Source organism: Rhodococcus sp. 14-2470-1b, assembly GCF_002259415.1.
GTDB lineage: Bacteria > Actinomycetota > Actinomycetes > Mycobacteriales > Mycobacteriaceae > Rhodococcoides.
The window spans coordinates 1-18799 of the sequence record NZ_NPFY01000004.1 but is presented as its reverse complement, the minus strand read 5'-3'; the positions used below and the strand labels follow the sequence as shown (position 1 = coordinate 18799).

Below are 18799 nucleotides of genomic sequence, written 5' to 3'. Positions count from 1 at the left end.
GGAGGTCAGGACTGCGAAGGTCAGGACTGCGGAGCGCACGCCAAGGGGTGCGAATCCGGATACGTGGGATCCAACGCGCGACTGATCAGGTAGAACACGTCCGGATCACGCGTCATACCCATGTGCGACGCCGTGTTGCCGGGGCAGATGTCCTGAACCCACTCGTTCTTCACTTGGCCGGTGCCGCCGTCGTTCAAGAACGTCCGCTCCGGCGGCGTGACGACCTCGTCCTTGCGAGTGGCGATGACGGTGTACTCGACACCGGGCATGACCTCGCTACCGGCGTTGAGTTTCTTCAGCAAAGGCGAACCGATGAGCTGTTGGGTGCCCGCGATCCCGAACACCAGCTGCGACGTCAGGTCACGGGGAAGCCCGAACGACGCCGCGAGTAAATACAGTTGCTGCAGCCCGTTGAAGCTGGTTCCGTGGTTGGTGGCGCCCAGCGTGATGACCTGATTCACCTTGCTGCGTGACGCGTCGGATGCATCGGCACCACCGTTGAACTTGAGATACTGCCGCGAGACCGTACCTCCCTGCGAATGTCCGACGAGATCGACCTGGGAGGCGCCGGTGCTCGACAGGACCAAGTCGACGAATTGGCCGAGCTCGTGTGCCGACTGCTCGATGTCGTCGATTCCCCAGACGAGCCGACTGTGGTCCCACATCACCGGCATCGCCCCGTAGTTGAGTGCGAACACGCAGTAACCCTGACCAGCGAGCTCGGGCGAGAGCTTCGGCCAGCTCTCCTGCATGTCGGTGTCGGTTCCGTGGACCAGGATGACCGGACGGGGATGCGCTTCGGAGGGCTTGCACGAGAAGTCGTTCGCGCCGTCAGGAGGAGTGCCCATGCGCTCCAGGGACAAGGGTTCCGGTCCGACTCCCGGCTGGGCGGAGGCAGTCGGTGCGCCGATCACGGCAGCGAGTCCGACCAGAGCACACAGTGAAACGAGTGCACGTAGTGACCGCGTCGTGAATAAGGCTCGGCCGCGTCGTACGCATGCGTTCAACTGCTTGCTCCTTGTTCGTTCGTCCACCGCGATTGTTCGTCCACTGCAGCTTGCTCTTGGGCCGGTTTCGACTATCTCGATTCCAGCGGAAGCGAGTCCGATGCCGTCATCGGAGTAGACGAGAATTGCTGTCCGCTGCATGGACACATCTACCCAGCATTACGAGACATGCGGTTAAATGCAAATGGCTACCAGCCGAATGTGTGATATTTCAAGCCTCCACGCACCTCGCCGACATGCGCCGCTACTGCTCGTGCCCATTGACCGCGTGAAATTTTGGTGACGAATGAGGGAACCAGCGGATTCCCCAGGCTCAGTAGCGCCCACCAGTAGGCAACCCGTCGGATGCTGACCGGTGGGCACCCTCGGGCGCGATATTCACCCTGCAATCTCGCGAATCCGTACCCCAGCTTGTAGGACTGTCGGAGCAACGGCCGCAACTCCTCGCGCAGTCTGTAGGCAACTTCAGCCATCGGCAGGAATCCGAAGGTGTACCCGGCCAATTGTGCTCGCCAGCAGAACTCGACGTCCTCGCTGGCGTGATAGGAGGTGTCCATCCCTCCCAGGTCACGCCACACGCTCGTCCAGGCCCCCATGCTGGCACCGATGGCGTGAGGGAGAAACGTGGTCTTACCCTGCCGTTCGGCGGGCATCGACGGTGTCCAGGACATTGCCTTCGCGGTGTTGATCCCAGCGGTCTCCACAGCCGTTCCGACAACGTCGAAGTCCTGCGCCAGGTCCACGAGTGAGCTGATCCAGGTCTCGTGAACTATGTCGTCTGCGTCACAGAAAGCCAGAAATTCGCCCGACGCGTGCACGCCGCCACAGTTTCGTGCAAAAGACACGCCTGCCTGCGCGGAAGCGTCGATGTACTGGATTTTCATTCGAGTATTGAGCGAATGGTCGGCTATGTGGCGCCTCAAGCGTTCGCCGACTCCGTTGTCGGCTACTACGACTTCGAATTCCCCCGAGTAATTCTGCTGCGCCAATCCGTCGAGTTGTTCGTCGAGTTGGCTGATAATTCCATTCATCGGAATTACGACGGAAACAGTCGGGCGAACGGTTCGGTGCGCGTCGATTGTCATATCGACAGCATAAAAGAAAACTGGTCAGGCGGAACTCGATGCCTGCCGATAACCGCGGATGGCGGGGTAGAGGAACACGATCACCAAACCGAAGGACCACGCGAGAGTCTGCAGGACCGGCGTCAACGTCGGTCCGCCCAGAGCGAAAGCACGCATCGCGTCCACCGCACACGACATGGGCTGCGCTGCAACCACTGGCTGCAGCCAAGTCGGGTACGCCGCTACCGGCACGAACCCGGAGTTGAAGAAGAGCAGCAACGTACACAGAATCGAGACCAACTCGACCAGCGGCGCGTCGCGTGACACGGTCGCCAGAAACGTCACCAGAACTGCGAAGCCGATGCCGAACGCAATGGGGAGCAGCACGAGGCCCAGCCCGGCCAGCAATCCCTGGTTGAGCCGGAATCCGAGTGCGAACCCCATGGCGATGATCACCAGCGTGGTCACGAACACGCGCACGGCCTCGGCCATCATTCGACCCACCAGTCCGGCTGCACGGTGGGTGGGCAGGGTCCAGAAACGTGGCAACAACCCGTTCATACGTTCCTGTTTGAGGCCCACTGCACTGACGATGGAACCGAACATTGCGCCGATGAGCACGATGAGAGGCACCTGGCCGTACACCGCAGGCTGGCCGGTGGCCATCGAAATCGAGTCCCCGAGCACTACTCGGAACATGAGGAGCATCAATGCCGGGTAGAGCATGGCCTGAATCATCGTCGTAGGGTCTCTCGACCAACGTTTGAGCAGGCGATTGCACTGAATCGTGCTGTGGACGAGCAGAGCACGAGCCGACGACTCCGGCAGCAGGGTCGTGGGTTCTGGAAATCCGAACGTCTCACGAGTAGCGGCGCGCGGCTGAATGTCGGTCATGGTCAGTCTCTCCGTCGCAGGCTCGCCCACAGGGCAAGTGGAACGAGCACAAGGGTAAGGCCGACGATCCAGAGAACGGCGGGGAGCACGACCGACAGCTGAACTGTCCCGTCGGCCATGTCTCTCATCGCGGCCGCGAACTGTGAGATCGGCTGATTACGCACGAACGGGCGAATCCACTCGGGAAAGCCGGACTCCGGAACGAACCCTGTCGACGCCATCCCCAGGATCAACTGCGGCAACGTCAGCGCCTGGCTGGTGGCCTCAGGGCTCTTCGAGAGCGTTCCGATTGCGTCGGCGCCGAAGGACAGAACAGTACTGATCGCCAGGGCCATGGCGCCGAACATGACTGCCTGGTCGAACCCCGCGCTGAATCGGAACCCGATGACGTGCCCGTAGATCAGAGCGGCGGTCAAAGTCACCGTCGACCTGAGGAACGCACTGGTCATTCGGGCCATGAGAGGCGCGCCGATCGCGACCGGCATGGTTTTCAAGCGCGTGGACAGACCGGTCAGGGATTCCGTCGAAGCTCGCTGCGCCGAGGAAATCGCGGTGAACGCCATTGCCTGCAGAACGATGATCGGCATGAGGAACTGCGCGTAGTCGATCCCCTGGAACTGCATGACGAACTTCAGCGGCAGGAAGAAACCCAGCGTGAAGATCAGCGGTGCGAGAACCGCAATGAACAGCTCACCTTTGCGGACCATGGTTCGGACGGTGCGTGCAGTGAGGACTTTCCATTGCACGAAGCCCGAGGGCTCGAAGCGAGACTTGGTACGGGAGCGGCCAGGCGGTGTCGCCGACGTCGGATTCGGCGCAGCAGCCACCGTCGAGTCCCGAGATGTCGTCGTCACTTCGTGGCAGCGGTGTTGGAGTGACCGGTCAGGGAAAGGAACACATCGTCCAGGGACGGCCTGCGCAGTGCAATATCCGCCAGTGGAATGCCTGCATGATCGATTCGACGCAGAACCTCGGACAACGTGGCAGCACCGTCCGGAGCGGGGATGGAGACGCGGTCTGCGCCGGGCGCGAGTTCGCGTGCCACAACTCCGGGTACCAACTCGCCGAGGATTCCCACTACCTCCGTCAAGCGGTTCGGATCGACCGGGACCACTTCACAGAAGTTGCCGCCTGTCATCGCTTTGAGCTGATCCGACGTTCCTTCCGCGATCACAGTCCCCTTGTCGATGACGATGATGTTGTCGCTGAGGACATCGGCTTCCTCGAGGTACTGCGTGGTGAGCAGCACCGTGATTCCCTGCGCCTTGAGTGCCTCGACCAGCGACCAGACGCCTTGACGGCTGCGGGGATCCAGACCCGTCGTCGGCTCGTCGAGGAACACGACCTCCGGACGGACGACCAGGCCACACGCGATGTCGATGCGGCGGCGCATTCCACCGGAGTACCCGCGCACCGGCCGCTTGCCGGTGTCCGCCAGGTCGAATTCCTCGAGCAACGCGTGAGCGCGGGCCTTGGAGGCCTTCTTGTCCAGGCCCATCAAACGACCGAACAGTTCGATGTTCTCCCGTCCGGACAGAGTGTCGTCGAGGGCGGCGTACTGGCCGGTCATCATGATGGATCTGCGAACTGCAGGTGCATCGGTGACGACATCGTGGCCCGCGACGAGTGCCCTGCCGGTGTCCGGTTTGATCAGTGTCGCCAGTACTTTCACCGTGGTCGTCTTACCAGCGCCGTTGGGGCCCAGTATTCCGAGAACCGTCCCCTTGGGAGCCGAGAAGCTGATGCCTCGGAGGGCGTGCACGTCGTCGAAAGATTTGTGGACGTCTTCGACTAGTACAGCTACGTCCTCGGGAAAGGGCATCGATACTCCGTGCGGTCGGTGGTGCAGTCGGGTTCTTCTGAAGAAGGGATTCGGTGAGCGCGTACCCGTCAGTTCAATCCAGGCACCGGACGGAAATGTTACCTGCCGGGAAAGACGGCGATTTCACATCGCTCACGACCACTCGATTCCAATTTCGTCCTCGACGTCCAGTTCGCGGCACAGAGATCGAATGCCGCTGTAGTCCTGGACGAGGTGCTCCCGGCTCCCGTCGTCGACGATGTCGCGAAGCATCGCCTCGAATCCGTCGACTTTCTCGGCACCGAGAATTGCTTCCCACGTCGAGAAGTCCGTGCTCGAGAACGCCTTCATGCCCTGGGCGAGGCCGTCGAGGAACAGTCTGCGATCACGGTCGTCCAGTGTGCCGAAGACGATCTTTGCCATCTCGTCGGCGATCGAGGCATGGCAGTACTCGTCGCGGTTGTGGAGCTTCACCGTCGCGCGATTCACCGGTTGAACGACGTCGTCGTCCTCGATCAAGTCCAGGTAGGAGGTGATCGAGATCTCCGCGACGGTCGTGTACGCAAGCGCGCTCAACGCAGCATCTCCGGAGTCCGCGGCACCGAGCTGCGCGGCGCGTTGGGCACGGACTGTTGCGCTGAACGGGAGCTGTCGCTCGGGCATCGCCCAACCGCGCTGACGACGGGTGAGTGCGCTCGCGTTCAGGTGCATGAGGGTGTGGTACTGCTCGTCGACCATCGCCTGGGTGACGGCGATCGCCAGGACGTCACCCATTCCGGTGCCGAACGCGTCCTGAGCGAGGAGTGAGAAACCCGGATTGACTACATGCTGCTCCACGTCCATGACGTTCTTGTTGAACGCGACCCAACCCCAGGCCCGGATCCGTTCCCTCTTCTCCTCCGGCAGTGAGAGGTACACGTCGTGTTCCGCGAACGGGATCAGGGCTTCCGGGAAATCGTGCTTGGCATGATCGAACAGGTCGTCCAGTTCGGGTTCGGGCTTCTTGACCGTGGCCCGATTGGCCCAGTTGCCGGCCAGCCTCGACACGATCGCGCTCTCCACTGGATCGTCCGGGTCGTACTCGGGCAGTGATGGATTGTCGATCATGACCGGTTCTCCTCACGTCCTTGTTCTCGCACGATACCGAAGAGTCGAGCGCAGAGAGCCGCGTATCCGGCGGGATCGGGGAGGGCCGACCCGGCGCGGTCGAGGTACTTCTCGAAATCCCGCGCTCCGCCGTCCTCGACGACCGTAGTCAACTCGGACATCGCCGACGCCAACGCGGACCGCGCGCTCATCGCGTGAGGGTTTCCGGATTGCACATCCCAGTAGACCTCCGGCTCGCCGCCCGTCACTCGCGCCAGCAATGCCAACGCGGTACGAGCCGGGGGAGGCGCGACGGCGTGCACGAGCGCCGGGTCGACGTCGAGCGAGGCGAGAGCAGTTCCGAACGCCAGAACAGCAGCATGGGTCAGAGCTTGGGTTGCAGCCGCCACCCGATCGTGCTCGTCGGCGTTCACTCGCACGATCAGTGCGCCCCACGTTTCGAGACGAGCAAGGAATTCGCCGACGCGTGTGCCGTCTCGGTGGACGACCGCCGCGACGGGGCGTCCCTCCATCCCGAGGGACGGAGCGAACATCGGATTGATGCCGAGCACGGAGGCCTGCGTCGAGCGAGCCTCGACCGAGGAGGCGAATCGGGATTTCACCGACAACGTTTCGACCAGCAGAACGTCCCGGCTGGAATTCGGAACCTGAGCGGCCAGAGCTACCGATTCCGGGACCGCCAATACGATGACGGTCGTCGACGCCAACAATTCGCGGAGATCGTCGTCCGGATCGACGATGTTTCCCTGCACATGGTCACAGTCGTGCTGTGGATCGTCGGACGCGTCGACATCAACGGTGACGACGGACAGGCCGTCGGAGACGAGGAGCCCGGTGAGAAGGGTGCCGACGGCTCCACGGCCGCCGACCACGACGGCGTCATACGACTTCATTCGTCGAGTATCACCGCTTTCTGCTCGCGACGGAGATCCAGATGGTGATGTCCGCATGGACGACCTCGACACCAGCGCTGTCGCGAATCGACACCGGGACGACGATGTCCGAGCCTTCCGTGACGGTCGCCCACTCGGGCGGATCGAGCAGGGCTACCGCGGTCAGTGATGTGGTGGCCTTGGTCAGATAGCGCACCGTCATCTCCTTCGGGATCCAGCGATGAGTCGGTGGCACCGTCGCTTCGGCGAGCATGCCCATGGCCACCTCGGCGAGATTGCACGCGGCGATCGCGTGAAATGTTCCCAAGTGGTTCCTGATTCCCCACCACTTCGGGGCCGTCACCTCGCAGCGACCTGGCTCGAGGGACTTCACGCGGGGGAGGACGGATCCGAAGTACGGGACCCTGAGACACATTCCGATGGAGAAGATCGTCTGCCCGACGACATTGTCGGGAAGCTTCTTCCACAGGCCGTAGGTAGTACTGGTGGCGGTCATGCGCGTATCTTACTGCCGAGTAAGGTTCGCGGGTTCCGCGTGCGACGAATCCGCATCGAGAGGGATTTGTGCTCCGGCGCGGTCTACGGCATACTGGTCGGGTTGCCTGGACACGGGACGCGCTTTCGTGCGGCCTTCGCCAGGTAAGAGCAGAACAGGACCAGCACTCCACGTGAGTGCGTTCGGTTTGCCGGCTCGGAGATGAAGGACGCCTCGCGCACCCGGTCATCGAAGAAGAGCAAGCGGAAAGAAGTGTCAGTAGAAATACGACACGCCCGACCGCGTGGACCGGAGAACCATGACAGATGAACAGCGGCAACGGATCGGGTCTTTCCTGATCGCCAACGTTCGGTTCGTCGTGTGAGCACGAGGGCAGTTCGAGTCTCCTCGGTTTTCGCCGAGCGGCTCGGGGACTGTGCAGACGAGGTGGAGCAGGCCATGAGGCCGGCTTCACGACAAGCGGCAAGAAAAGGACACTAAGCGTGGCGGGACAAAAGATCCGCATCAGGCTCAAGGCCTACGACCACGAGGCGATCGACGCGTCAGCGCGCAAGATCGTCGAGACGGTCACCCGTACGGGTGCCCGCGTCGTCGGACCGGTGCCGTTGCCGACCGAAAAGAACGTGTACTGCGTCATCCGTTCGCCCCATAAGTACAAGGATTCGCGCGAACACTTCGAGATGCGTACTCACAAGCGGCTCATTGACATCCTCGACCCGACGCCGAAGACGGTCGACGCGCTCATGCGCATCGATCTGCCTGCCAGTGTCGACGTCAACATCCAGTGAGCGCGGAGACAACGATGACTGATAACAAGAATCGGCCTGCCACAGGCATTCTGGGCACCAAGCTCGGAATGACTCAGGTCTTCGACGAGAACAACCGCGTCGTTCCCGTGACCGTGATCAAGGCCGGACCCAACGTGGTCACCCAGATCCGCACGCAGGAGCGCGACGGCTACAGCGCCGTCCAGGTCGCCTTCGGCGCGATCGATCCCCGCAAGGTGAACAAGCCGACCACCGGCCAGTTCGAGAAGGCAGGCGTCACGCCTCGCCGCCATGTCGTGGAGATCCGCGTCGCCGACGCCTCGCAGTTCGAGGTCGGCCAGGAGCTCACCGCTGCAGTGTTCGAGGACGGCGCTTTCGTCGACGTCACCGGCACCAGCAAGGGCAAGGGCTTCGCCGGCACCATGAAGCGCCACGGATTCAAGGGCCAGGGCGCAAGCCACGGCGCCCAGGCCGTGCACCGTCGTCCGGGATCCATCGGCGGTTGCGCCACTCCCGGTCGCGTCTTCAAGGGAATGCGTATGTCCGGCCGCATGGGTGGCGACCGCGTTACCACGCAGAACCTCTCGGTCCACAAGGTGGACAGCGAGAACGGTCTGCTCTTGATCAAGGGAGCAATCCCGGGCCGTCGCGGCAATGTCGTGATCGTCAAGTCTGCATTGAAGGGTGGTGCTCGGGCATGACCAGCCTCGAGAAGAAGACCAACCTGACGCTCGACGTCAAGGAAGCCGGCGGCAAGACCAACGGCACCGTCGATCTCCCCGCCGAGATCTTCGATGCGCCTGCCAACATCGCGCTTCTGCACCAGGTCGTCGTGGCTCAGCTCGCTGCTGCTCGTCAGGGAACTCACTCCACGAAGACTCGTGGCGAGGTTCGCGGTGGCGGCAAGAAGCCGTACCGGCAGAAGGGCACCGGCCGGGCTCGTCAGGGCTCGACTCGCGCTCCTCAGTTCGTCGGCGGTGGCACGGTCCACGGACCGCAGCCGCGTGACTACAGCCAGCGCACCCCCAAGAAGATGAAGGCAGCTGCACTGCGCGGTGCCCTCTCCGACCGGGTTCGCAGCGAGCGTCTGCACGTGATCACCGAACTGGTTGCCGGACAGACTCCGTCGACCAAGGTCGCGAAGTCCTTCCTCGGTGAGATCTCCGATCGCAAGAAGCTTCTTCTTGTTGTCGGCCGCGAGGACGTTGCAGCGTGGAAGAGCGTTCAGAACCTGGACGGCGTGCACCCCATCGCACCCGATCAGCTCAACACGTACGACGTGCTCGAAGCCGATGACGTCGTCTTCAGCGTGGAAGCGCTGAACACGTTCATCGCAGGGCCTGCGAAGAACGAGGAGGGAAGCAAGTGACCACCATCGCCGATCCCCGCGACATCCTGCTTGCACCGGTCATCTCCGAGAAGTCCTACGGACTGATCGAGGAAGGCACCTACACCTTCCTGGTGCACCCGGATTCGAACAAGACGCAGATCAAGATTGCCGTCGAGAAGATCTTCGACGTCACTGTGACCAGCGTCAACACGCAGAACCGTCAGGGCAAGCGCAAGCGGACCCGCACCGGTTACGGCAAGCGCAAGGACACCAAGCGCGCGCTCGTGACGCTCTCCGCCGACAGCAAGCCCATCGAGATCTTCGGAGGTCCGGTCGCGTAAGCGACTGGGACTCTTCGGATATAAGGACGAGAAGACTCATGGCAATCCGTAAGTACAAGCCGACCACTCCGGGCCGCCGCGGCGCCAGTGTCTCCGATTTCGCGGAGATCACTCGCAGCACGCCCGAGAAGTCGCTGATTCGCCCCCTGCACGGTCGCGGTGGACGTAACGCACACGGTCGTATCACCACCCGGCACAAGGGTGGCGGTCACAAGCGTGCATACCGTCTGATCGATTTCCGTCGCAACGACAAGGACGGCGTGCCGGCCAAGGTCGCTCACATCGAGTACGACCCCAACCGCACCGCCAACATCGCACTGCTGCACTACGCAGACGGCGAGAAGCGCTACATCGTCGCCCCCAAGGGCATCGCTCAGGGTTCGCCAATCGAGCAGGGTGCAGGCGCCGACATCAAGCCGGGCAACAACCTGCCGCTGCGCAACATCCCGACGGGTACGACCGTTCACGCGGTCGAGCTTCGTCCGGGCGGCGGCGCGAAGATGGCACGTTCGGCCGGCGCGAGCATCCAGCTCCTCGGTAAGGAAGGCCCCTACGCGACCCTGCGTATGCCGTCCGGCGAGATCCGTCGCGTCGACGTGCGCTGCCGCGCAACCGTCGGCGAGGTCGGCAACGCCGAGCAGTCGAACATCAACTGGGGTAAAGCCGGCCGTATGCGTTGGAAGGGCAAGCGCCCGACCGTTCGTGGTGTCGTGATGAACCCGGTCGACCACCCACACGGTGGTGGCGAGGGCAAGACCTCCGGTGGACGCCACCCGGTCAGCCCCTGGGGACAGCCTGAAGGCCGTACCCGCAAGAACAAGGCGAGCGACAAGCTGATCGTCCGTCGTCGTCGTACCGGCAAGAACAAGCGCTAGGAGGGAGTTCAGAATGCCACGCAGCCTGAAGAAAGGCCCGTTCGTAGACGATCACCTCCTCGCGAAGGTTGACGTCCAGAACGACAAGGGAACCAAGCAGGTCATCAAGACCTGGTCCCGTCGATCGACAATTCTCCCCGACTTCATCGGTCACACCTTCGCCGTCCACGACGGTCGCAAGCACGTGCCGGTGTTCGTGTCCGACTCGATGGTCGGCCACAAGCTCGGAGAGTTCGCACCGACCCGCACGTTCAAGGGTCACATCAAGGACGACCGGAAGGCGAAGAGGCGATGAGCAACACCGAAACCGCCAACCCGACTGCCAAGGCCGTCGCGAAGCACGTCAGCGTCACGCCCATGAAGGCTCGTCGCGTCGTGGATCTGGTTCGCGGGCGCTCCGTCGAGGACGCGCTCAACATCCTGAAGTTCGCGCCGCAGGCAGCCAGCGAGCCGGTCGCCAAGGTGATCGCCTCAGCAGCGGCCAACGCAGAGAACAACCTGGATCTCGACCCCAGCACGCTGATCGTCGCGACCGCGTTCGTCGACGAGGGCAAGACGGGCAAGCGATTCCAGCCGCGCGCTCAGGGTCGTGCTTTCCGGATCCGCAAGCGCACCAGCCACATCACGGTGATCGTCGAGAGCCTGCCCAAGACCGGCGGAACAAGTCGTAACCGTCGTAAGGGCCAGGCGTCCAAGGAAGGGGCTCAGTAGTGGGTCAGAAAATCAACCCGCACGGCTTCCGCTTGGGTATCACCACTGACTGGAAGTCGCGCTGGTACGCAGACAAGCAGTACTCGGAGTACGTCAAGGAAGACGTCGCGATCCGCAAGCTCCTCGCCACCGGCATGGAGCGCGCAGGTATCGCGAAGGTCGAGATCGAGCGCACCCGTGACCGTGTTCGCGTGGACATCCACACGGCACGTCCGGGCATCGTCATCGGTCGTCGTGGCGCCGAGGCCGACCGCATCCGCGGAGCTCTCGAGAAGCTGACCGGCAAGCAGGTCCAGCTGAACATCCTCGAGGTCAAGAACGCCGAGTCCGAGGCTCAGCTCGTGGCCCAGGGTGTTGCAGAGCAGCTCAGCAACCGCGTCGCTTTCCGTCGTGCAATGCGTAAGGCCATTCAGTCGGCCATGCGTCAGCCGAACGTCAAGGGCATCCGTGTCCAGTGCTCCGGCCGTCTCGGCGGCGCCGAGATGTCTCGCTCGGAGTTCTACCGCGAAGGCCGTGTGCCCCTGCACACCCTTCGTGCGGACATCGACTACGGCCTGTACGAGGCAAAGACCACCTTCGGCCGTATCGGCGTGAAGGTCTGGATCTACAAGGGCGACATCGTCGGTGGCCGTCGTGAGCTGGCCGCCGCTGCACCTGCTGCAGGCAACGATCGCCCGCGCCGTGAGCGTCCCTCGCGTCCGCGTCGTTCCGGTGCTTCGGGCACCACCGCGACGAGCACCGAGGCAGGCCGTGCGGCATCCGCAGAGGCTCCGGCCTCGACCGAGCCGAATCAGGAGGGCTGACGATGTTGATCCCACGCCGGGTCAAGCACCGGAAGCAGCACCACCCGAAGCGATCGGGTGCGTCCAAGGGCGGCAACCACGTGACGTTCGGTGACTACGGTATCCAGGCTCTCGAGCCTGCCTACATCACCAACCGTCAGATCGAGGCCTCCCGTATTGCGATCACCCGCCACATCAAGCGTGGCGGCAAGGTCTGGATCAACATCTTCCCGGACCGCCCGCTCACCAAGAAGCCTGCCGAAACCCGAATGGGTTCCGGTAAGGGTTCGCCCGAGTGGTGGGTCGCGAACGTCAAGCCGGGTCGCGTGCTCTTCGAGCTCTCGTTCCCCGACGAGGCCGTCGCACGTCAGGCCCTGACGCGCGCAATCCACAAGCTGCCGATGAAGGCACGCATCATCACCAGGGAGGAGCAGTTCTGATGGCTACCGGAACCCCAGCCGCAGAGCTCCGCGAGCTCACCGGTGAAGAGCTGGTCACCAAGCTGCGTGAGTCGAAGGAAGAGCTGTTCAACCTTCGCTTCCAGATGGCTACCGGCCAGCTGGACAACAACCGTCGACTGCGCACCGTTCGTCACGAGATCGCGCGCATCTACACCGTCCTGCGTGAGCGTGAGCTCGGTCTGGCCACTGGTCCTGCCGACGACACTGCAGGTGACGCGGCATGAGCGAGGAAAAGACTGTGACTGAAGGACGCAACAACCGCAAGACCCGCATCGGATACGTCGTATCCGACAAGATGGAGAAGACGATCGTGGTCGAGCTGGAAGACAGGGTCAAGCACCCTCTCTACAGCAAGGTCATCCGTCGGACCACCAAGGTCAAGGCACATGACGAGAAAGGCGACGCCGGCGTAGGCGATCGCGTTCAGCTCATGGAGACCCGCCCGCTGTCCGCCACGAAGCACTGGCGACTGGTCGAGGTCCTCGAAAAGGCCAAGTAAGCATTCACTGCTGCGAAAAAGCCCACTTCCTTTCGGAAGTGGGCTTTTTCGTGTCGTTGGAATGGTTCAGTTCGCCCGGGAGAGTCGCAGGACTTCCTCCTCGGTCGGAGGGCTCTTGGGGTGGTACGTCAGGCAGAGTGCCGTTGCTGTTCTGCGGAATTCGGTCCCCTCGACTGCGGCGTAGAACTGGCCGGTGGGCAGACGTGCAATGTCGGGCACCGAGCCACCCTTCGCGCGAGCGATCTCCTGAGCGGTGTTGATCTGCACCGGGCTGTTGAGCAGACCGTAGAACTGAGTCGCCGCGTTTCCGGCTATGTGGGGATGCAAGCCTTTGGGGGCTTGGGTCGCGAACACCAGTCCGAGTCCGTACTTGCGTGCCTGCGACGCGAGCGCGAGTGTGCTTCTGGTAGCCGCAGTCGTACGGCCGGATGGGGCGAAGTTCTGCGCCTCGTCCATGACGAACAGCCCACCGAGTGGGCGATCTCCTGCGGGGTTGCGCTTGATCCAGGCGAACAGGCCCATCTGCAACTGGTTGACGAAATTGTGCTTCTGCTCGTCCGTCGTCAGCCAGCCGAGATTGATCACCGATACCCGCGCCTTCTTACCCGCAGCGGGGGTCAGAAGCACACCGGGGTCGACCGGCGTTCCTTCGCCGGCGAAGAGTGGATCGTTCGAGGCAGCAGCCTTGAGATTTTCCGCGAGACCGGACGCAATGCGCACTGCGTCGCGCATGTCGCTCGCACCCTCGGGAAAGTCTTCGAGTAGGTCGACGAAGCTGCCGAGTGTCCCGCCGCCGGATCCGCCGAACAGCACGAGCGCCTGCTTGAGAACGGCCCGGCCGTGCTTTGCCCGCGGCGACTCTCCTGTGACCATCGCGGCGGGAATGAGCGCAGACAGGGCCGATTCGACGGATGCGTCGAACTCGTCCTGGTCACCCACGACGGCCGCGAAGTCGGGCAAAGGTTGAAAACTGAGCGGGCGGCCGCTGGACTTACGGGGAGTCCAGACGACGATGTCGGTGTCGGTCAGATACGCGGCTGCTTTCGCCTCGTCGCCGGGCGGCCATGTGCGTTCGTCGGCGGGCCAGGGGGTGCCCAACCTCGCGAGGTCGTTGTTCACGTCGAGGACGATCGCCGAAACGCCCTGCAGCGCACACTCTTCGATGAGTCGACGGATCAGCACGGTCTTGCCCGAACCCGAGCCCGCGAAAATCGCGGTGTGCTTCCGCAGCGCTTCGAGTGGCACCGTGACATCCGCGTTGGTACTGGTCTCCTGGCCGATCGAGATCGATGCGACTCGGGCCGGCGACACTGCGAGAGTGGGCGCCGGGGGTTCCGCTTCCTGTTCGATGAGGGCGCGGTCGTCGTCGACAACGCTGACCGCGGGCAACACAGTCTTGAACAGCTCGATCGAATGAGCGGGTTTGCGCACGAGCAACCACGAGGTCAACGCGGGTGAATTCTCTGCCACCAGCGTACTCAACGCGGACAGCGAGCGTCGGTCATCCTCGGACAGCGGCACCTCGACGCCACCTGCACGGCGAAGTGCGGCAATTGTCTGCTCGGTCTTCGCTCCCGACGGCCACGGCGCGTTTCTGATGAGAATCAGACGGCGACGGGGCATGTCGATGTGTAGGCCCGCCGTCGACACGGCCCGCTCGACGCGCGCGAGAGCAGCCCGGGCGTTCGGCGAGGTGACCGCACGGAAGCACCAGTGCTCCTCGTCGTCGGTGTCGGTGTCGACGGTGTGGCGTAGGCGGGCGTGCAGAGCGGGCTTACCGCTGGGTGGCGGGTCCTGGGCAAGGCTGTCGTCGGAAGACTGGTGCTCGTGAATCCATGCGGTGAGGCCCGCAGACAGCAGAACCGGGACGAGAGAGTCCTCCGTATCGGGGACCAGAGGCGTCGAGACGTCGGCTCCGCGGCGAAGTTCTGCGTAGCGCTCGTCGAGAGCATCGAGTTCGCTGAGCCGTGCATGGGGGAGTTCACCTGGCGCCGCCGAGCCTGTTCGATCGGCAAAGGACGTCAGTTCCGACGCCTCGCCGGTGTCGAGGCAGTGCCTGATGTGACGGTCCACCGCGATGAGAAGCTGACGCGGTGTGAAGTCCGGGGCTTGGTCGAAAGCCTGAGCTGCGACCGGCCACGTCTGGTGTGGAGGCGCGAACCCTGCTTCGAGGAAGCACGCAGCCAGTCGCCGCCCGAGTAGAAGTCGACCGACCTCGGACGAGGGAATCGGTTTGAGAGGCTGAGTGACCCGAAAACGATCTCGCATCGGGGCAACGCCACGTGCTGCGATGAGCTCCCATGCGCTCGACAGGGCGGACAGCACCGATGCCGTCCTCGGGAGCGTCTCACGGAGTGACATCAACCCGTGCGCGAGGTGCTCGACAACTTTGTCTTCTTGTTCGTCGGCGGCTTGTTGATCCGATCCCGTCCGCGCTTGCGCAACGAGTGTGTCGATCTGATCGATCGCGAGGACCGTCGGCCCGGTGATCGCCAGAAGCCGAGAAATGTTCTCGGCGATTCCCTGGTGTCCGAGCTCGGCCCGGCGAATACCCCATGGCGCGAATTCCTGAGCGTCGACGTCGTCGATCGACTGCAAGTACGCGTCTCCGAGGTCCTGCACCGACGCATCGGGTGCAATCGAGAGAACGAGCGCTCGGAGTGTGTGTTGCGAGGTCCGACGATGCCGGGGATGGACCTTGTACACAGCCGTCACGAACTCGTCGAGTGTGGTCGGTTCGATCATGGATTCGCCCATGATCTGATGTCGCTGCTCGTCGGAGACCTGTCCGATCTCGCAGAGCCTGCGGAGCAGCAAAGACAGCTGGCTGTCCGTGCCCTCACCGGACGGACGCATGAGATCGTCGAGCATGCCCATCAGGGTCGAGCGCCAGAAGCCCGCGGCGTCGAGAAGGCGAATCAGGAAGAAATAGCCACCGCGACTCTGCACCTCTTCACGGACTTGGCCTAGCAGATGTGTCTTGCCGGAACCTGCGGGCCCACGGACCACGACACCGAGCGGGCTTGCATCGTCCGACGATTCGGCGTCGGAGTATGCGTTCATCACCTCGACGAATACTCGCTCGTGCATGCCCGGGACGTGAACGTTCGATTGAGAACGCCATACGTCGTCGGGAGTGGGCGCCCAGCTCAACCGGACCGATTCGAGTGCTCGGATCTGCTCTCGTGCCCCATCGTTGCTCGTCAGTGTCACAGCTCGATCTCCAGAAGGTGGTTGCGCTGATTCCCGACTACGACGGCTGCGTCGTGATCCGCATCGGAGAGTGTCTTCTGGTTCTCCTCTGGGATCAACGACACGTCCGGCGCGCGCCGGAGGCGGACAAGGGCGTCGTCGAGCTCGTCTCGGGGGATGTCGGAGAGCTCCGTACGCAGGCGGGTGAGGCGAATCGGTCGTCCGGGCTCGGGTGCCAACCGGGCATAGGCTTCGCGGATTCGAGCCTCGACCCCTGCTGGCTCGACCCCTGCTGGCTCGACCCCTGTTGTCTCGACCCCTGCTGGCTCGGCCGCAGACTGCGTGTCGACGACCGCATCGGATGTCGGCCCACTGCGCGGGGAGAAGATCTCCGCGGGCCGGGTCTGCGACGTATCGAGCCAACGACGCAGTCCGGCCAGGACAGTGAACAGTGCCTTGCCCGCACCGGTCGGTCGCGCCGGGGGAGCGCCACCCATGAGATCACTGCAGAAGCGCCACCCTGCGTCGGTCAGCTCCAGCGTCATCGGGCGCACTGCGGTGTCCACATCGATCAGGCCCATCTTCGTCAGCTTGTCACGAGACGGCTTGTCGAGACTGGGTCCCAGGTTCTTCAACTCGGAATTCTTGACCGCAGTTGCCTCGGCCATCAACACCAGCAGGACGGCGGCCTCGGTGCCTGTCACGTCATCAGCGCTCAACGGTAGTTCCTTTCGATCGTCGTCGTGCCAGTGCTGCGCCGACGGTCGCGACCACATGCTCGTGGTCGTCGATCACCTGGCTGTTGGTGAAGCGCAACACGATAAATCCCTCGGTCTGAAGTTGGTTGTCTCGCATGCGGTCCGCGCCGAACTTCGTTGCCGCACGGTGTTCGTCACCATCGATCTCCACGACGACGCGTTCGGTCCGCCACAGTACGTCCACCGTGAAGGGGCTCGACAGCGAGCCGAGTCGCACTGCTCGGTTGTGCTCGCGGCCCGTTGCCCACGGCTGGTTGTCGAGTGCTCGGCAGAGAATCTTCTCCGGTTCGCTGCCGGGATGGGGGTGCCCGACGATCGGCGGATAGCTCAGCGGGCGGAATCGATCGACCACGGTGCTCACACCGATCGGCAAGGCGGCCGCAGTCACACGAACCGACGGAAATCTGTCGACGGCGGACACGTCGTCGCCTGAAATCCAGACTCCGATGCCGGCGCGAGCGCATAGCCACTCACTCGCTGTGGCGACGACGGACGGGTCGTAGGAGGTACCGACCACGAGCACGAGCGCCGCGCAGTGCTTGCCGTAAGCAGCCGCCACCAGGGAAGCAGAACCTGACGCTCTGGTCTCCAGTGGAATCCCATCGGCGTTCGGCGAAACCCCGGTAGCTGCTGCACTCGTGAGCCTCTCCAGATATGGGCCGAAATGCGAACTTTCGGCGGCTAGTCGACGAACCGCGACGCCTCTGGCGTCACCGTCGAGCGTGGACGTACCGCGAAACAGGTCGGACTCCGGGAGCCACAGCGCGGTCGTCTCGACGGCGGCTCGTTCGAGGGCGCTGACGACGTCTTCGACGAGGTCGCGGACGCCACGAGTGTGTGCAGCAGGCAATGCGAAGAACACGACCGCAGGTGCCCCCGCGGGCAGAGGATCGACGGATTCGGCCAGTTCCCGAACGGACGAACCGTGCAGCCGTACGACACGGTCCAGTGGTAACCCCGCCCACCACGACTCGATGTGTTCCCCCACCCCGTGAACCGTACCGAGTAATCGGCCTCGATGCCGATCGGTCACCGTCCGAGCAGACCTCCCAGCGCGCCGCCGACGCCCGCCTGTTCACCGCTGCCGCTGCCCCCGATCAGCCCGCCTGGAGGCTGCTCCGACGGCTGCACCACGACGAATCCCTGCCCACCGAATTCCAAGGTGAACCGCTCGCCGGTGCTGCGCCCGATCAGTGTCCCGAGGCCGAAAGAATCGTTCTTCTTCACGCGGGTGGACAAGCTCGACGACCAGGCGACCGCGGCTTGCGGGTCCGCGAAGGTGGGCTGATCCACCTGAAGAACCACCGGCACTCCGTCGGTCGTGATGGCGATCCGACCGCGTCCAGTGAAGACGCAGTTGAAGAAACCGGCGTTTCCGCCGGAAGCAGCACCCTGAACGCGTTTGACGTCGTAGGACAGGCTCGACTCGAATGCCAGGACGTTGGCGCCGTTGATCGTGAGGCCGTCGTTACCGTCCAGATCGATGAGGTGCACGTCCTGGGCGGCGTTGGCGAGAAACAGATCCCCGTGGCCGGATACCTTCATCAAGGGCACGCCCTCACCGGACAATGCCTGTTTGAGCGCCCGCCCGAGCCCGCCGGAGCCCTTCGCCTCGAAGTGAAGATCACCCTGATACGCGACCATGGAACCAGCTCTGGCCATGATGTCGCCGTTCATACCGATGCGACACATCTTGCTGCCCTGCTTCTGAATACCGGCCCCGGGCACTTCCGCGTGGGCGGGTGCGAACAGTTCGCTTCTCATAGGGAGGTGTCCTCCTGATGTCGGGGTGGGGGTCGGGGTCGGAAGCAGGTAGGGCGC

At 63.4% G+C, this 18799-nt stretch carries 23 protein-coding genes; 11 read left to right on the top strand and 12 right to left on the bottom strand.

Features of this window, described 5'->3' with window-relative positions; all coding sequences use genetic code 11:
• Positions 1-20: 20 nt before the first annotated feature.
• The 8 genes from CH293_RS01745 to CH293_RS01710 form a co-directional block, all read right to left on the bottom strand.
• Positions 21-848, bottom strand: coding sequence for an alpha/beta fold hydrolase (locus CH293_RS01745; protein WP_241483934.1), 828 nt, complete (start codon positions 846-848; stop codon positions 21-23).
• 347 nt (positions 849-1195) lie between these two features.
• Positions 1196-2092: a glycosyltransferase family 2 protein gene (locus CH293_RS01740; protein WP_052059563.1), complete on the bottom strand. Its 897-nt coding sequence runs from the start codon at positions 2090-2092 to the stop codon at positions 1196-1198.
• Positions 2093-2116: 24 nt separating this feature from the next.
• Positions 2117-2965, bottom strand: a complete 849-nt coding sequence (locus CH293_RS01735; RefSeq protein ID WP_037113826.1) for an ABC transporter permease — start codon at positions 2963-2965, stop codon at positions 2117-2119.
• 2 nt (positions 2966-2967) lie between these two features.
• On the bottom strand, positions 2968-3792 hold the full coding sequence (locus CH293_RS01730; RefSeq protein WP_080733101.1) for an ABC transporter permease: 825 nt from the start codon (positions 3790-3792) through the stop codon (positions 2968-2970).
• A 23-nt stretch (positions 3793-3815) separates the two neighbouring features.
• Positions 3816-4787 (bottom strand): ATP-binding cassette domain-containing protein, encoded by a 972-nt coding sequence (locus CH293_RS01725; RefSeq protein ID WP_094719163.1) that lies wholly within the window; start codon positions 4785-4787, stop codon positions 3816-3818.
• Positions 4788-4919: 132 nt separating this feature from the next.
• Complete coding sequence (locus CH293_RS01720) at positions 4920-5873, bottom strand: diiron oxygenase (protein WP_094719162.1); 954 nt, start codon at positions 5871-5873, stop codon at positions 4920-4922.
• Positions 5870-6766 (bottom strand): prephenate dehydrogenase dimerization domain-containing protein, encoded by an 897-nt coding sequence (locus CH293_RS01715; RefSeq protein ID WP_094719161.1) that lies wholly within the window; start codon positions 6764-6766, stop codon positions 5870-5872. The genes CH293_RS01720 and CH293_RS01715 overlap by 4 nt, the downstream gene beginning before the upstream one ends.
• Positions 6767-6776: 10 nt before the next feature.
• Positions 6777-7262: a hotdog fold domain-containing protein gene (locus CH293_RS01710; RefSeq protein ID WP_037113475.1), complete on the bottom strand. Its 486-nt coding sequence runs from the start codon at positions 7260-7262 to the stop codon at positions 6777-6779.
• A gap of 482 nt (positions 7263-7744) precedes the next feature.
• Between CH293_RS01710 and rpsJ the strand changes: the two genes are divergently transcribed.
• Genes rpsJ through rpsQ form a run of 11 tightly spaced genes read left to right on the top strand, consistent with a single transcriptional unit; the run spans position 7745 to position 13028 of the window.
• Entirely contained in the window at positions 7745-8050 is a 306-nt protein-coding gene (rpsJ, locus tag CH293_RS01705; RefSeq protein ID WP_003938093.1) for a 30S ribosomal protein S10, read from the top strand.
• Between the two features lie 14 nt (positions 8051-8064).
• Positions 8065-8730 carry a 50S ribosomal protein L3 gene (rplC, locus tag CH293_RS01700; RefSeq protein ID WP_026347512.1) on the top strand — a complete coding sequence of 222 codons (666 nt, stop codon included), beginning with the start codon at positions 8065-8067 and terminating at the stop codon, positions 8728-8730.
• Entirely contained in the window at positions 8727-9398 is a 672-nt protein-coding gene (rplD, locus tag CH293_RS01695) for a 50S ribosomal protein L4 (protein ID WP_019663545.1), read from the top strand. Before rplC ends, rplD begins: the two co-directional genes overlap by 4 nt.
• Positions 9395-9700, top strand: a complete 306-nt coding sequence (gene rplW / locus CH293_RS01690; RefSeq protein ID WP_019663546.1) for a 50S ribosomal protein L23 — start codon at positions 9395-9397, stop codon at positions 9698-9700. Before rplD ends, rplW begins: the two co-directional genes overlap by 4 nt.
• Positions 9701-9738: 38 nt before the next feature.
• The gene (rplB, locus tag CH293_RS01685) at positions 9739-10575 is read left to right on the top strand and encodes a 50S ribosomal protein L2 (RefSeq protein ID WP_019663547.1); all 837 of its coding nucleotides are present in this window, start codon (positions 9739-9741) and stop codon (positions 10573-10575) included.
• Between the two features lie 13 nt (positions 10576-10588).
• Complete coding sequence (rpsS, locus tag CH293_RS01680) at positions 10589-10870, top strand: 30S ribosomal protein S19 (RefSeq protein ID WP_008718309.1); 282 nt, start codon at positions 10589-10591, stop codon at positions 10868-10870.
• Positions 10867-11286, top strand: coding sequence for a 50S ribosomal protein L22 (gene rplV / locus CH293_RS01675; protein ID WP_019663548.1), 420 nt, complete (start codon positions 10867-10869; stop codon positions 11284-11286). Before rpsS ends, rplV begins: the two co-directional genes overlap by 4 nt.
• Positions 11286-12089 (top strand): 30S ribosomal protein S3, encoded by an 804-nt coding sequence (rpsC, locus tag CH293_RS01670; RefSeq protein WP_019663549.1) that lies wholly within the window; start codon positions 11286-11288, stop codon positions 12087-12089. The genes rplV and rpsC overlap by 1 nt, the downstream gene beginning before the upstream one ends.
• A gap of 2 nt (positions 12090-12091) precedes the next feature.
• Entirely contained in the window at positions 12092-12508 is a 417-nt protein-coding gene (gene rplP / locus CH293_RS01665; protein ID WP_019663550.1) for a 50S ribosomal protein L16, read from the top strand.
• The gene (rpmC, locus tag CH293_RS01660) at positions 12508-12753 is read left to right on the top strand and encodes a 50S ribosomal protein L29 (protein WP_019663551.1); all 246 of its coding nucleotides are present in this window, start codon (positions 12508-12510) and stop codon (positions 12751-12753) included. Before rplP ends, rpmC begins: the two co-directional genes overlap by 1 nt.
• Positions 12750-13028, top strand: a complete 279-nt coding sequence (gene rpsQ, locus CH293_RS01655; protein WP_019663552.1) for a 30S ribosomal protein S17 — start codon at positions 12750-12752, stop codon at positions 13026-13028. Before rpmC ends, rpsQ begins: the two co-directional genes overlap by 4 nt.
• A gap of 66 nt (positions 13029-13094) precedes the next feature.
• Here rpsQ and CH293_RS01650 read toward each other — a convergent pair whose 3' ends face one another.
• The 4 genes from CH293_RS01650 to CH293_RS01635 form a co-directional block, all read right to left on the bottom strand.
• Positions 13095-16241 (bottom strand): DUF87 domain-containing protein, encoded by a 3147-nt coding sequence (locus CH293_RS01650; protein ID WP_255122662.1) that lies wholly within the window; start codon positions 16239-16241, stop codon positions 13095-13097.
• The gene (locus CH293_RS01645; RefSeq protein WP_094719325.1) at positions 16238-16939 is read right to left on the bottom strand and encodes a hypothetical protein; all 702 of its coding nucleotides are present in this window, start codon (positions 16937-16939) and stop codon (positions 16238-16240) included. Before CH293_RS01645 ends, CH293_RS01650 begins: the two co-directional genes overlap by 4 nt.
• Positions 16929-17966, bottom strand: a complete 1038-nt coding sequence (locus tag CH293_RS01640; protein ID WP_094719160.1) for an endonuclease domain-containing protein — start codon at positions 17964-17966, stop codon at positions 16929-16931. The genes CH293_RS01645 and CH293_RS01640 overlap by 11 nt, the downstream gene beginning before the upstream one ends.
• Positions 17967-18007: 41 nt before the next feature.
• Positions 18008-18799: AIM24 family protein (locus CH293_RS01635; RefSeq protein WP_141217126.1), on the bottom strand; the 792-nt coding region annotated here is incomplete at its 5' end.

Bases quoted from the DNA above. Each gene is read 5' to 3' on its own strand.
- rpsS (WP_008718309.1), top strand. From the start codon at position 10,589: ATGCCACGCAGCCTGAAGAAAGGCCCGTTCGTAGACGATCACCTCCTC.
- rplB (WP_019663547.1), top strand. From the start codon at position 9,739: ATGGCAATCCGTAAGTACAAGCCGACCACTCCGGGCCGCCGCGGCGCC.
- CH293_RS01740 (WP_052059563.1), bottom strand. From the start codon at position 2,092: ATGACAATCGACGCGCACCGAACCGTTCGCCCGACTGTTTCCGTCGTA.
- CH293_RS01720 (WP_094719162.1), bottom strand. From the start codon at position 5,873: ATGATCGACAATCCATCACTGCCCGAGTACGACCCGGACGATCCAGTG.
- CH293_RS01735 (WP_037113826.1), bottom strand. From the start codon at position 2,965: ATGACCGACATTCAGCCGCGCGCCGCTACTCGTGAGACGTTCGGATTT.
- CH293_RS01725 (WP_094719163.1), bottom strand. From the start codon at position 4,787: ATGCCCTTTCCCGAGGACGTAGCTGTACTAGTCGAAGACGTCCACAAA.
- rplP (WP_019663550.1), top strand. From the start codon at position 12,092: ATGTTGATCCCACGCCGGGTCAAGCACCGGAAGCAGCACCACCCGAAG.
- CH293_RS01745 (WP_241483934.1), bottom strand. From the start codon at position 848: ATGGGCACTCCTCCTGACGGCGCGAACGACTTCTCGTGCAAGCCCTCC.
- CH293_RS01710 (WP_037113475.1), bottom strand. From the start codon at position 7,262: ATGACCGCCACCAGTACTACCTACGGCCTGTGGAAGAAGCTTCCCGAC.
- rplD (WP_019663545.1), top strand. From the start codon at position 8,727: ATGACCAGCCTCGAGAAGAAGACCAACCTGACGCTCGACGTCAAGGAA.
- CH293_RS01715 (WP_094719161.1), bottom strand. From the start codon at position 6,766: ATGAAGTCGTATGACGCCGTCGTGGTCGGCGGCCGTGGAGCCGTCGGC.
- rplV (WP_019663548.1), top strand. From the start codon at position 10,867: ATGAGCAACACCGAAACCGCCAACCCGACTGCCAAGGCCGTCGCGAAG.
- rpmC (WP_019663551.1), top strand. From the start codon at position 12,508: ATGGCTACCGGAACCCCAGCCGCAGAGCTCCGCGAGCTCACCGGTGAA.
- rplC (WP_026347512.1), top strand. From the start codon at position 8,065: ATGACTGATAACAAGAATCGGCCTGCCACAGGCATTCTGGGCACCAAG.
- rpsQ (WP_019663552.1), top strand. From the start codon at position 12,750: ATGAGCGAGGAAAAGACTGTGACTGAAGGACGCAACAACCGCAAGACC.